This window comes from Leuconostoc sp. (assembly GCF_965300815.1).
On record NZ_CBDKZH010000001.1, the window covers coordinates 20,624 to 33,357 of the forward strand.

Genomic DNA, 12,734 nt, shown 5'->3' on the forward strand with positions numbered 1-12,734 from the left:
ACGGCCCATGATTCGGACATCTGCTTCAACAAAGCGCACAGAATAACCGTCCTTTGTGGCAATTAACACACTTTGTGTCCCATCCGTAATTTGAACAGACAAAACTTCATCATCGTCATGCAACGTTAAGGCTTTCAAACCGTTCGTCCGAATATTGGCAAATTCACTCACCGCTGTTCGCTTCACGACACCTAGCCGTGTTACAAAGAACAAATAATCATGACTGTCAGTTGCTTCCCCATGCACATTGATGAGGGTTTGAATCTTTTCATCACCTTCAAAGTGCAATAAGTTCACAACCGGAATCCCTTTGGCTTGACGGCCATATTCTGGCACTTCATACCCCTTCATCCGGTAAACTTTACCCTTATTGGTGAAGAATAGTAGCGTATCATGCGTTGATGTGGCAACCATTTGATCAACAAAGTCTTCATCATTGACATTCATGCCTTGCACACCACGACCACCACGGTTTTGTGCCTTAAATTCAGCTTGTGGGACACGCTTAATGTAGCCATTACGCGTCAACGTGATAATTACGTCTTCTTCTTCAATCAGATCTTCATCTTCTAGGGTCGTCACATCCCCAACTTGAAGTTCTGTGCGACGTTCATCACCAAACTTCGTTTGAATGTCGAGCAATTCATCATAAATCAATTGATCAACACGTTCTTGATGCGCCAAAATATCCTTCAAATCAGTAATTAATTCGACTAATTTCTGATACTCATCTTCGATTTTGTCACGTTCCAAGCCAGTTAAACGGACCAAACGCATATCCAAAATCGCTTGCGCTTGCTTATCTGTCAGCGCATACCCATCAATCAAACGGGTCTTGGCTTCTTCAGAAGTCGCTGATGAGCGAATGATCGTAATAATCGCGTCGATATGATCTAAAGCAATACGCAACCCTTCCAAAATGTGGGCGCGTGCTTGGGCCTTTTGTAAGTCAAAGGCTGTTCGACGGCGAATGACTTCACGTTGGTGCGTGAGGTAAGCCTCCAAAATAGCCTTCAAACTCATCGTTTGTGGCTTACCACCATTAATCGCCAACATATTGAAGCTAAAGTTTGTTTGCAGCAACGTTTCCTTATACAAGTTATTCAAAATAACACTGGCTGACGCATCACGACGCACGTCAATTGAAATCCGTAGCCCGTCACGATCTGATTCATCACGGATTCCCGTAATGCCTTCAATGCGCTTATCACGCGCCAATTCGGAAATTCGTTCAATTAAACGGGCTTTATTGACGGCATAAGGTAATTCCGTCACGATAATCTGTTCTTTACCAGTCTTTGTTTGCTCAATATCCACTTTGGCACGAACGGTTACTCGCCCACGACCAGTTTCATAGGCCCGACGAATACCAGACTTGCCCATCACAATCCCACCAGTAGGGAAATCAGGCCCTGGTAAAGCTTCCATCAAATCTGAGGTCGTGGCCGCAGCATTATTCATTAAGACGTGAATAGCTGAGATCACTTCCCCTAAATTGTGCGTTGGAATATTGGTCGCCATCCCAACCGCAATACCGGTTGCCCCATTGACCAACAGGTTTGGGAAGCGAGCTGGCAAGACTTCTGGTTCACGTTCTTCACCATCATAGTTGGGAACGAAGTTAACCGTGTCTTTATTAAATTCACGGACCATTTCCTTCGCCACTTTTGACAGACGGGCTTCGCTAAAACGCATCGCCGCAGCACCATCACCATCGACAGAACCAAAGTTACCGTGGCCGTCGACTAGCATGTGTCGGTATGAAAATGGTTGTGCCATGCGCACCATTGATTCATAAATCGCTGAATCACCGTGCGGATGATATTTACCCATGACATCCCCGACAATACGCGCTGATTTTTTATGCGGCTTATCGGGCGTGTTGCCTTGTTCAATCATTGAATACAAAATACGACGATGAACCGGCTTCATACCATCACGGACATCAGGCAAGGCACGCGCCACAATTACTGACATAGCGTATGACAGGAATGATGTTTTCATTTGTTCTGACAAATTCGCATTACGAATACGCGCGTCATTTTGTTCAGACATTGTTTACTCCTTGTAAAGTTCTTCTACGATAGCATGATGCTGCAAAAAAGCAGCCATAGCGTTTTAAGCTATTATGACCGCCAAATACGCATGAATTAAATGTCTAAGTTTTCAACGAAGACAGCATTTTCTTCAATAAATTCACGACGTGGTGCGACATCGTCTCCCATCAACATATCAAAGATACTATCGGCTGCTTCGGCATCGGCAGGATCAACCCGCAACAATCGCCGGTGCAAGGGATCCATGGTTGTATCAGCTAACTGATCAAAATCCATTTCCCCAAGTCCCTTATAACGTTGAACCTTTGGCTTAATATTTGCAGGTAATTGTGCCAAAAAGTCCTCTAACTCTTCATCTGAGTCAAGATATTCTCGGGTCTTTGAGTTTCCCAAAGCCACGCCATACAAAGGTGGCTGGGCGATATAAATATAGCCGGCATCAATCAATGGCCGCATATAACGGTAGAACAACGTTAATAGCAACGTTCGAATATGGGCGCCATCGACATCGGCATCCGTCATGATAATGACTTTGTGGTAATTCGCTTTTTCGACGTTAAACTCATCCCCAAAACCAGTACCCATTGCAGTGAAAATGGTACGAATTTCTTCGTTAGCCAACACCTTATCTAAGGTTGCTTTTTCAACGTTCAGGATTTTACCACGGATTGGCAAAATCGCTTGCGTCAAACGATTACGCCCTTGCTTGGCTGAACCACCGGCTGAGTCACCCTCGACAATAAATAATTCAGAAATCGCTGGGTCATTTGACGTATTATCGGCCAATTTACCTGGTAGATTACCAATTTCTAAGCCGGATTGCTTCCGCGTCATTTCACGCGCACGCTTAGCCGCAAGCCGAGCCTTTTGCGCCAAAATACCCTTTTCAACAATTTGCTTGGCCACCGATGGGTTTTCCATCATGAAGCGGCTAAAGGTTTCAGAAAACATACGATCAGTAGCCTGACGCGCATCAGAATTACCAAGTTTTGTCTTAGTTTGACCTTCAAATTGTGGATCGGGATGCTTGATTGAGACAATGGCCGTCATCCCTTCACGGACATCTTCACCTGTCAAACTTTCAGCGTTTTCCTTTAACTGCCCATTCTTACGCGCATAATCGTTAATCACACGCGTTAGCGCTGTTTTAAAGCCGGTTTCATGAGTCCCACCTTCATAGGTGTTAATGTTGTTGGTAAACGTCCGTAGGCTATCCTTAACGTCAGTCGTGTATTGTAAGGCGACTTCGACAACAATGCCATTTTCTTCCCCTTCAACATAGACTGGTTCAGGGAAAACAACCGTTTTCTCGGCATTCAAATAGTCGACATACTCTTTAATCCCACCTTCAAAGTAGAAACTTTCTGTAACTGGTTCTTCCGGACGCTTATCCGTAATAGAAATGCGCAACCCCTTGTTCAAGAAAGCCAATTCACGCACACGCGTTAACAACGTGTTGTAATTATAGACCGTTGTTTCACGGAAAATATCGGCATCTGGCTTAAAATGCACAATCGTCCCACGTTCAATGGTTGGCGCTTCATCTAGTTTCACCATGTTGGTATTCACACGACCAACTTGAAAGTCCATGTAATAGACTTGCCCATCACGCACAACTCGAACGTCTAAATTCGTTGACAAGGCATTCACAACCGACGCCCCAACACCGTGTAGCCCACCAGAAACCTTATAGCCGCCACCGCCGAATTTACCACCGGCGTGCAAAACGGTAAAAACCGTTTCTAGCGCTGGCTTACCAGTTTTAGTCTGAATGTCAACTGGAATACCACGGCCATCATCCGTGACCGTAATTGAATTATCTTTTTCGATCGTGACGGTAATATGGGATGCAAAGCCAGCCAAGGCTTCATCAATCCCGTTGTCCACAATTTCCCAGACGAGGTGATGCAAGCCTTGGGCCGTTGTTGTCCCAATGTACATCCCCGGACGCTTACGAACGGCTTCAAGGCCTTCTAAGACTTGAATTTGGTCTGCATTATAATCACCAGCATTCGCATCAACCGTGCTTGCACTGCGAATTTCTTCGTCATCTGTGACAATTCCGTCAATATTTTCTACATCATGCTTGTTTTCTTCAGACATAATAAATCCTTTATGTACCTGCTGATTACTCAGCGTGCTTTTCTAACATAATTTCACCATGTTGCACGTGAAACACTTTCGGGGTATGAATCAATTGTCGCGCCACATCACTCAATGTCGGTGCCGTAATAAACGTCTGCACCTTATCTTGAATAGCTAGTAAGAGATGCGTTTGTCGATTAGCATCTAATTCACTTAACACGTCATCCAAGAGCAACACAGGATATTCACCCGTCTCCTCTTGCATTAAGTCAATTTCGGCCAATTTAACCGCTAATGCTGTTGTGCGTTGCTGACCCTGTGAGCCAAAAACGGCAACATCGTTCTCGTTGACAATAAATTTAATGTCATCGCGATGTGGCCCCACTAAGGTGGTCCCCTGCATAATCTCACGGGCTTCTTGACGCGCTAATGCCGCTTCAAACGCTGCCTTAACCGTTTCGAGATCATCATCGCGTTCAAAGGCAACCCCAGTTTGGTAAGCTAGCGTCAACGTTTCCTGTTGATTAGAAATTTCTGCATGAATCGGCTGAGCCGCTGCTTGCAAACGTTCTAAAAATCCGCGACGCGCGAGCAAAACTTGCGCCCCAACATCGACTAATTGCGCTGTCAAAACCGACAAAAATACCTTATCGGTCGTTTGTTTCATTTGCAAACGTTTAAGATACGCATTCCGATCCTTTAAGATACGCCGGTACTGCGTCGTGTTATAGAGATACAGCGGGTTCATCTGCCCAAATTCCATATCAATAAACCGTCGGCGCACACTGGGCGCACCTTTAACGAGATCTAAATCTTCCGGTGCAAACAAAATGACATTTAATTGGCCGATGTATTGTGATAGCTTTGATTGCTCTAAATGATTCACCCGTGCTTTTTTGCCTTTAGTCGAAAAATGCAAAGCTAACGGTATTTCGCTGACATTTTTCTTGACGCGACCACTAATCGTGGCCGAATTGGCTTGCCAACGAATTAAATCTTTATCACTACTCGTACGATGAGAACGCGCTAAAGCCAAGACGTAGATGCTTTCCAACAAATTCGTCTTGCCTTGCGCGTTCTCACCTAAAAACACATTCACACCCGCACTAAAATCAAGCGTCAAATCAGCATAATTCCGGTAATTCGCGAGCGTTAACGATGTGAGTTCCAAGAACCCGGTCCTTTTGGCCCGTTACTGCGACGTCCTGGTTTTGGTCGCCCAAAACCACCGGCACGTGAGCTGTTTTGTTTACGCAACTCAGCAAAACGTGCCTCTTTACGCGCCTTTGCCACTGCTGCTTTTTGTGCTTTAATGCGATCATCGCGGACTGTTTTCTTAGCGGCCAGGGCACGTTCATCCTTTTCTTGTTGTGCCTGGGCAATTAATTCATCCGCATTTTCAGCCAACGAAATAATATAGGTTTCGCCATCAACGATGATTTCATCATGGTCGTATAGCTTTTTTCCCCGACGATTTTCCGGTTCACCATTGAGTAAGACAGGAAAATCCATCAGATAATATTTTGCTTGACCACCTGAAGAAATAATATTTTCTTCTTTTAGAAGTTGTGTGAGTGTGATGTATTCAGTTGTAATTTCTATCGTTTTCGTCATATCGGTTACCTTTGTATTATACCATTTTTTCACCGCTAATTCTTAAAAAAACGGCCTAAAATCGGCTTTAAGCGATTTTAGGTCGTTTTAAGGGTAATGGTTTACTTTGACTTAATTTTATTTAAAACGCATATCACGAATTAAAACGTTCGCACTGGTGTAATAAGTTGCAACTGCTTATTATCCACTTCTCCAGCTGGCGTGACCGTGAATGGTCGCAAATTCGTGGTAAACTTCAAATCAACTAACTTACCGTTAAAGACACGGAGCGCATCACGGACATAGTCGGGGTTAAATGAGATTTCTAAATTCTCACCCTCAACTGACGTTGTCTGTAATTCTTCTTGCACCTGCCCCACTTCTTGTGACGTTCCAGTCAGCGTAACGACACCATCGGTCATGGTCAATTGGACCACGTTATTACGGCTTTCGTGACTCAACAGACTCGCACGGTTAATGGTCCCAAGTAAGGTGCCCGCATCAATGGTTAATTGCGTCGTACTTTCAGTTGGAATCAACCGATCCGTTTCTGGATAGTTCCCTTCCAGCAAGCGTGAATAAAACGTTGTATGCCCAAGATCAAAGACTGCTTGGTTTTTGGCCAACTTAATGTCGACGCGGTCTTGCCCTTCTAAGAGACTTTGCAACTCATTGAAAGACTTCGCTGGCATAATCACATCCGCGTTCACTTGTGCATCAGTCCCCGTCAACGTCACAATGCGTTGTGACAAACGATGCGAATCTGTTGTCACGGCCTTCACATCATTGCCATTTAAGGCCAAATGAATCCCTGTTAAGATCGGCCGACTTTCTTGTGTTGAGGCAGAGATTTTAGTTTGTGAAATGATATCTACCAATTGTGCTGCGGAAACACTCAAACTCTGCACATCATCTAATTCTGGCAATTGTGGGTAGTTACGGACATCTTGCCCATTAATCGTAAAGGCTGAAGCCCCAGACGTAATACTTGCCCGTAACCCATCAACGGCCAACGTTAAATCATCAGCTGGGAGATTTTTAACAATATTGGCAAAAAAAGTTGCTGGTAAGGTAATCCCACCCGTTGAGCCAATAACTAATTGTGCAGACGTATCAGATTGTTCAATTCGCGTTTCAATTGAAATATCACTGTTTGATCCCGTCAAAATCAATTCATCTTGCGACAAGACAATTTTGATGTTGGTCAAAATAGGAATCGTTGTGTGTGATGAAATCGCACGTGAAACATCATTAAGTGACTTAATAAACACTTGGCGATTAATTGAAAATTGCATAATTATGCTCCTCTATTTTTGGCCCTTAGCTGGGTAGCTTTTTAAATAAGTTAAATAAAGATATCTAGTAGTAATAATAAGGGGTGTTTGAGTTGTGGAAAACACTATGTGGGTAACTGCTAGCGCGTAATGAGTTGTTCACAATGTTGTGGGAAAAACAGCCGAGTTATGCTACGTTATCCACACACGTTATTTACCGTTTTTGATCTCATCCGTTAAGGCATCCAGCATTTCTTTTGTACGTGCGTCAGATTCAGCCTTTTCGGTAATCTTGTTAGTCGCATGCAAGACCGATGAGTGATCCCGTCCGCCAAAAGCACGGCCAATATCAGGCAAACTTTCGTTGGTGAGTGTCCGGGTTAGATACATCGCAACGTGCCGGGCAGTCACTAAATCTTTTTTCCGGCTGGTACTCTTCAGGTCATCAATGGTTTGCATGTAATAATCGGCCACCACTTGTTGAATGCGTTCAACAGTGATTTTAAACCCTTGATTAATATTTAAGTCGCCTAAAATTTGTTGGGCGGTTTCTTTTGTTGCGGGCTTATTACGGAAACGCAACATCGCTTCAAAACGATGGAATGTCCCCTCTAGTGTTCGAATATTAGAATCAATTTTGTCAGCGATTAATTCCAACACGTCATTTGGAATAGTTAAATGATCGGTTTCGGCAAGGTTCTTGAGAATGGCCACTCGCGTTGGTAAATCAGGCTTTTGAATATCCATTGAGATCCCCGCTTCAAAGCGCGACGTCAGCCGTGATTGCAAATCCACGATTTCTGTTGGTAGCTTATCGGAGGTCATGATGATTTGCTTGCCAGTTTTGGTTAAGACATTAAAGGTGTTAAAGAATTCTTCCTGCACCTTTTCTTTGCCTGACCAGAACTGAATATCATCAATTAATAAGAGATCAACCGTCCGGTATTCTTTTTTGAAGGCCGCCGTTGCCCCTTCACCTGCTCGCAATGATTCAGTGAAATCATTCAAAAAGTCTTCTGCCGTGGCGTACTTAATCCGGGCTGATGGCGTTGTTTTGGAATAGGCATTCCCGATGGCTTGCATCAAATGGGTTTTGCCCAAACCAACACCACCGTAAATCATGTACGGATTATAAACACGACCGGGATCTTCAGCGACAGCGCGCGCAATCGCGTAAGCATTCTCATTACCAGCGCCGACAACAAATTTATCAAACGTGAAGTTTTCATTGAGATCGGATTCGCGGGTAAATGTGAGGTTTTCCGTTTGAATTGGCGTTGACTTTGGTAGACTTTCAGCCACGCGGAGTTCTGGTTTAATAAAGCCTTCGGCAATTTCCATGGCATATTGCACAAAACTCATGGCATAAGATTTATTCCAGTTGTCAATAATGTCGGCACTTTCTTCTGCCGGCACTTCCAAAACAATCCGTGATTCAGTTAAGGTAATGGGTGTTAAGGGTTCGATATAGGTATCAAATGAAACAGGACCAATTTCTTGATAGAACTTAGCTTTGACCTGATTCCATAATTCCTCTTTTGTAATGGGTTTTGTCACGAAAATCTCTCCTATATATTCGACACAATGCCAAAATAACGACAAATAGTCCATTTGCCGTGATGTGCCGATCAACTTTTCTATATTTAAAGAAGAAGTAGCAAAACTAATTATAACAGTAAGAAATTGAGTTTTCCACAAGCAAAAGACAATTTTACGACCTTTCAACAGGTGTGGACAAAAGAAATAAGGTGATGTGGATACTATAACGAACAAATGTACGAGTTATCCACAAACAAACAATGTTGTACACATGTAAAAGTGTGTAAGGACAATATTTGAGGTTTGTTATAAACATTATCCACAATTTTACAACCACAACCTGTGGATATGTGGATAACTTGTGAAAACCCCTGTGATTAATGTTTTCAGAAACGTTGATCCTGCACAGGCTGGTAACTTGTTTTGGACAACTTTGTGAATTCTAAAGAAAAGTTTAAGGCCTTCAAAAAAACGCCTGTTTTTACCTAGGATGTTTGCTATAATTAAGCGTATGATCGTACTTTTTAACAAACCCTATAATGTGTTGACGAAGTTCACAGATGCTGATGGTCGGCCAACGCTGGCAGACTATATTGATATCCCACGTGTTTATGCGGCTGGTCGCTTGGATATGGATAGTGAAGGCTTGTTGCTGTTAACCGACAGTGGCAAGTTGAACCATGCTTTGACTGATCCAGAGAATAAGGCGTATAAAACATATGTGGTGCAAGTTGAGGGCGTGCCAACCAAGGCGCAATTAAAGCAACTCGAAAGTGGGGTTGAATTAAAAGATGGTTGGACACTACCGGCAAAAGCCAAGCGCATCCCGTATCCAAAATGGCTATGGCCACGAGAGAATCCGATTCGAGTGCGCAAAAACCAACCCACAAGTTTTATTCAACTTAAGATTAAGGAAGGCCGTAATCGGCAAGTGCGTCGGATGACTGCTGCGGTAGGGCTGCCAACTTTGCGTTTGATCCGGACGCACATTGGGGACTATCATTTGGCGGATTTAAAGCCAGGTGAATATCGCGTGATTAAATGAAGCAGCGCGTATGTTATCGTACAAAATGCGGTGTAACCGTGATAATATTGAAGAGATAAACAAAAACAGATGAGGTGAGACCATGGGACGTAAGTGGGAAAACATTAAGATGAAAAAGGCGCAGACCGATGGGGCTGCCGCCAAAGTCAACAGTAAGTATGGGATCGAAATCTACGCGGCTGCCAAGCAAGGCAACAGTGTTGATCCAGAAGCAAACTCAACGTTAAAGTTCGTCATTGAACGTGCCAAGCAAGCACAAGTGCCAAAGCATGTGATCGAACGTGCGTTAGAAAAGGCCAAGGGTTCAGGGGATGAAACCTTTATCGAAGGGCGCTATGAAGGCTTTGGGCCAAATGGATCATTATTGATTGTTGATACGTTGACATCTAACGTTAACCGCACAGCCACGAATGTTCGCACAGCCTTTAACAAGAACGGTGGGACTTATGGTGCCGCTGGTTCTGTCAGCTACTTATTTGATGAAACTGGCGTTGTTGTCTTTGAAGGTGATGATGCGGATGCCGTATTGGAAACGTTGTTAGAAGCCGAAGTTGATGTCCGTGATGCGGAACAACAAGACGATCAAGTGGTCGTTTATACCGAACCAGCTGATTTGCATAAGGCAATTGAGGCCCTTCGTCAAAACGGTGTGTCAGAATTTTCAACAACAGAAATTACGATGCTACCACAAGCCGAAGTCACGCTTGAAGGCGAAGACTTGGCAACATTTGAAAAGCTCGTGGATGCCCTTGAAGCTGATGATGATGTCCAAAAGGTACATCATAACGTTGCGCTTTAAGCAGGGGATGAAAAAGCCATCAGTCGATGGCTTTTTTTGTTGTTCAAAATGCTGAGATAGCGTACAATGGTCATATTGGATTGAGTCACACATGAGTCAGCGATTGATTTACACGGATACGCTTGCTTATAGATGTGATCCATGATATGATTAAAATCGAATTGCAAAGTTTTTGCAGGTAAAAATCGCGAATGGAGGTGAACACACATGAAGCGTACATACCAACCAAAGAAGCGCCATCGTGAACGCGTACACGGATTCCGTAAGCGTATGAGCACGAGCAACGGTCGTAAAGTTTTGGCTCGCCGTCGTGCAAAGGGCCGCAAGGTTCTATCAGCCTAACAAGGTCGCTGCTATGCAGTGGCTTTTTTATTTTTTTAAAAGCGTGAGGACTGCTAGGGTAGGCCGGCATCGCGATGCGGCCAAAACCGCGTACATATCCCTCAAGAGAGACTAAATCTAATGAGAAAAACTTTCCGAATAAAAAAACCGGCTGAATTTCAAATCGTTTTTAATAAGCATCAGTCTGTCGCAAATAAATATTTTATTCTTTACCAGCTCCAAAAGCCTGAGCAAAAGCATTTTCGTTTGGGTTTGTCAGTGAGTAAGAAGGTTGGGAAGGCGCATGATCGTGTTTGGGTCAAGCGGCGCATTAGACAAAGTATTTTAGAACTGAAACCACAATTACCGCAAGAGTTGGACTTATTAATTATTGCGCGCCCAGCTGTTGCCAAAAAAAGCCAAAAATTCATCAAAGAACAAATCACACATGTGCTAAAATTAGCTAATATTTTGAAAGTAGAAGACCGATGAAACGTTTTGAAAATATTCTAAAAAAGATTGGCCCGTTACCCCTTATCCTAGCAGCCGTGGCGTTAGTGATTATTGTTATTGCCAGTGCCTCTTTTCACGGGCATGTTGCTTCTAATGGGCTGTGGGGTGCAATTGTTGCGGCCTTTACATCAGCTATTTTGGGGTCAGCCGCTTGGTTTGGCAACAACTACGGCATGGGGATCATTATTTTCACCATTTTGATTCGTTTCTTGATTTTGCCATTGATGGTTTATCAAGTTCATTCAATGATGAAAATGCAAGGGGTACAACCAGCATTGAAAGCGTTGCAAGCAAAGTATCCAGGTAAGGATACTGAAAGTCGTCAATTAATGATGGCAGAGCAACAAGCTTTATATAAAGAAGCTGGGGTTAACCCATTTGCGTCATTGTTACCATTAATTGTACAAATGCCAGTTTTGATTGCTTTGTACCAAGCCATTTACACATCACCTGTGTTGAAGTCAGGTAAGTTCTTGTGGTTGCAATTGGGTAGTCATGATCCTTACTATGTTTTGCCAATCTTAGCGGCAGTCTTTACGTTTGCCTCATCATGGTTGTCAATGCAGTCAACACCAGAACAAAACGGGATGACAAAGGCGATGCCTTATATTTTCCCAGTGGTGATCTTCTTTTCAGCCATTGCGGTACCAAGTGCTTTGTCACTTTACTGGGTTGTTGGTAACGTCTTCCAGACAATTCAAACATTCTTCTTGCAAAATCCGTTTAAGATTCGTCGTGAACGTGAATTGCTCAAGCAAAAAGAACGTGAATTGCAACGTAAAATTAAAAAAGCAAAGCGCGGTACGCGCCGATAAACAATGCTTACAGCAGAACGACTTTCTACTAGAAAGTCGTTCTTTTTTGTGTCATTAGAGACGGTTACAGTCGCACAGAAAAACTGTTATAATAAATGCTGTTATGCGCTAACGATTATTATCGTAATGGTTAGTCGTTGAATTTTAATGAAAGTAGTCAAACATTGAATGGCACAAGATGCAACAACTTTTCCAGATCACACGGTACACTTACGGCCAATGCGACCACAAGATGTGCCTAATGTGGCCAAGATTTATCTCGCTAGCCGGCAGGCCTATTTTCCATGGGTAAAAAAGCCACAGTATGCGGATTTTGAGCGGGTGAGTGTGGGTGAATTGGTGCAAGTCGCTGTTGTGGCTGATGAAATTGTCGGCTTTGCAGCCTTATCTGAATGGGATAGTTTTTTGCATTTACTTTTTGTGAAAATTAGTTGGCAGCAACAAGGCGTGGGCAAAGCCTTACTGGATTGGGCGCGGCAGCAAGTGCAACGGCCACTCGAACTGAAAGTTGTGCAGGCTAATGTGGCAGCACAACGCTTTTATGAACGTGAAGGTTTTCGTATCATCGCCCGCGATAATCTTGCGCAACCAAGCAATGTGACGTATAGAGATGATCGAAACAGTTAAAAAATTTAGCCGCTTTACGTGGCATCATATATCGAATTTAACCCCTGAAGATACCAAGACCCTAGT

The 12,734-nt window shown here is 43.5% G+C and carries 12 protein-coding genes; 6 read left to right on the forward strand and 6 right to left on the reverse strand.

Going from position 1 to position 12,734, the window contains the following annotated elements:
- The 6 genes from gyrA to dnaA all read right to left on the reverse strand — a co-directional run.
- On the reverse strand, positions 1-2,055 hold a 2,055-nt coding region (gene gyrA / locus ACW12G_RS00115; protein WP_455647011.1), incomplete at its 3' end, for a DNA gyrase subunit A.
- 95 nt (positions 2,056-2,150) lie between these two features.
- Positions 2,151-4,160, reverse strand: coding sequence for a DNA topoisomerase (ATP-hydrolyzing) subunit B (gyrB, locus tag ACW12G_RS00120; RefSeq protein ID WP_146975921.1), 2,010 nt, complete (start codon positions 4,158-4,160; stop codon positions 2,151-2,153).
- A 25-nt stretch (positions 4,161-4,185) separates the two neighbouring features.
- The gene (recF, locus tag ACW12G_RS00125) at positions 4,186-5,313 is read right to left on the reverse strand and encodes a DNA replication/repair protein RecF (RefSeq protein WP_455646250.1); all 1,128 of its coding nucleotides are present in this window, start codon (positions 5,311-5,313) and stop codon (positions 4,186-4,188) included.
- On the reverse strand, positions 5,295-5,756 hold the full coding sequence (gene yaaA / locus ACW12G_RS00130; protein ID WP_010000003.1) for a S4 domain-containing protein YaaA: 462 nt from the start codon (positions 5,754-5,756) through the stop codon (positions 5,295-5,297). Before yaaA ends, recF begins: the two co-directional genes overlap by 19 nt.
- A 140-nt stretch (positions 5,757-5,896) precedes the next feature.
- The gene (gene dnaN, locus ACW12G_RS00135; RefSeq protein ID WP_455647012.1) at positions 5,897-7,030 is read right to left on the reverse strand and encodes a DNA polymerase III subunit beta; all 1,134 of its coding nucleotides are present in this window, start codon (positions 7,028-7,030) and stop codon (positions 5,897-5,899) included.
- 189 nt (positions 7,031-7,219) lie between these two features.
- Positions 7,220-8,566, reverse strand: coding sequence for a chromosomal replication initiator protein DnaA (gene dnaA, locus ACW12G_RS00140; RefSeq protein ID WP_455647013.1), 1,347 nt, complete (start codon positions 8,564-8,566; stop codon positions 7,220-7,222).
- Positions 8,567-9,059: 493 nt separating this feature from the next.
- Here dnaA and ACW12G_RS00145 point away from each other — a divergent pair, with 493 nt between their 5' ends.
- The 6 genes from ACW12G_RS00145 to ACW12G_RS00170 all read left to right on the forward strand — a co-directional run bounded on the left by ACW12G_RS00145 (position 9,060) and on the right by ACW12G_RS00170 (position 12,668).
- Complete coding sequence (locus ACW12G_RS00145; RefSeq protein WP_048699938.1) at positions 9,060-9,593, forward strand: rRNA large subunit pseudouridine synthase E; 534 nt, start codon at positions 9,060-9,062, stop codon at positions 9,591-9,593.
- An 82-nt stretch (positions 9,594-9,675) separates the two neighbouring features.
- Complete coding sequence (locus tag ACW12G_RS00150) at positions 9,676-10,392, forward strand: YebC/PmpR family DNA-binding transcriptional regulator (protein WP_010004821.1); 717 nt, start codon at positions 9,676-9,678, stop codon at positions 10,390-10,392.
- Positions 10,393-10,599: 207 nt separating this feature from the next.
- Entirely contained in the window at positions 10,600-10,734 is a 135-nt protein-coding gene (gene rpmH / locus ACW12G_RS00155; RefSeq protein WP_002816117.1) for a 50S ribosomal protein L34, read from the forward strand.
- Positions 10,735-10,854: 120 nt separating this feature from the next.
- The gene (gene rnpA / locus ACW12G_RS00160) at positions 10,855-11,205 is read left to right on the forward strand and encodes a ribonuclease P protein component (RefSeq protein WP_010004820.1); all 351 of its coding nucleotides are present in this window, start codon (positions 10,855-10,857) and stop codon (positions 11,203-11,205) included.
- Positions 11,202-12,041, forward strand: coding sequence for a YidC/Oxa1 family membrane protein insertase (locus ACW12G_RS00165; protein ID WP_010000016.1), 840 nt, complete (start codon positions 11,202-11,204; stop codon positions 12,039-12,041). The genes rnpA and ACW12G_RS00165 overlap by 4 nt, the downstream gene beginning before the upstream one ends.
- A 168-nt stretch (positions 12,042-12,209) precedes the next feature.
- Positions 12,210-12,668 carry an N-acetyltransferase family protein gene (locus ACW12G_RS00170; protein ID WP_455647014.1) on the forward strand — a complete coding sequence of 153 codons (459 nt, stop codon included), beginning with the start codon at positions 12,210-12,212 and terminating at the stop codon, positions 12,666-12,668.
- Positions 12,669-12,734: the final 66 nt, after the last annotated feature.

What these genes read in the sequence shown, in the direction of transcription:
- gyrB (WP_146975921.1), bottom strand. Translation starts at nt 4,160, where the DNA reads ATGTCTGAAGAAAACAAGCATGATGTAGAAAATATTGACGGAATTGTC.
- yaaA (WP_010000003.1), bottom strand. Translation starts at nt 5,756, where the DNA reads ATGACGAAAACGATAGAAATTACAACTGAATACATCACACTCACACAA.
- dnaN (WP_455647012.1), bottom strand. Translation starts at nt 7,030, where the DNA reads ATGCAATTTTCAATTAATCGCCAAGTGTTTATTAAGTCACTTAATGAT.
- ACW12G_RS00145 (WP_048699938.1), top strand. Translation starts at nt 9,060, where the DNA reads ATGATCGTACTTTTTAACAAACCCTATAATGTGTTGACGAAGTTCACA.
- ACW12G_RS00150 (WP_010004821.1), top strand. Translation starts at nt 9,676, where the DNA reads ATGGGACGTAAGTGGGAAAACATTAAGATGAAAAAGGCGCAGACCGAT.
- rpmH (WP_002816117.1), top strand. Translation starts at nt 10,600, where the DNA reads ATGAAGCGTACATACCAACCAAAGAAGCGCCATCGTGAACGCGTACAC.
- rnpA (WP_010004820.1), top strand. Translation starts at nt 10,855, where the DNA reads ATGAGAAAAACTTTCCGAATAAAAAAACCGGCTGAATTTCAAATCGTT.
- ACW12G_RS00165 (WP_010000016.1), top strand. Translation starts at nt 11,202, where the DNA reads ATGAAACGTTTTGAAAATATTCTAAAAAAGATTGGCCCGTTACCCCTT.
- ACW12G_RS00170 (WP_455647014.1), top strand. Translation starts at nt 12,210, where the DNA reads ATGGCACAAGATGCAACAACTTTTCCAGATCACACGGTACACTTACGG.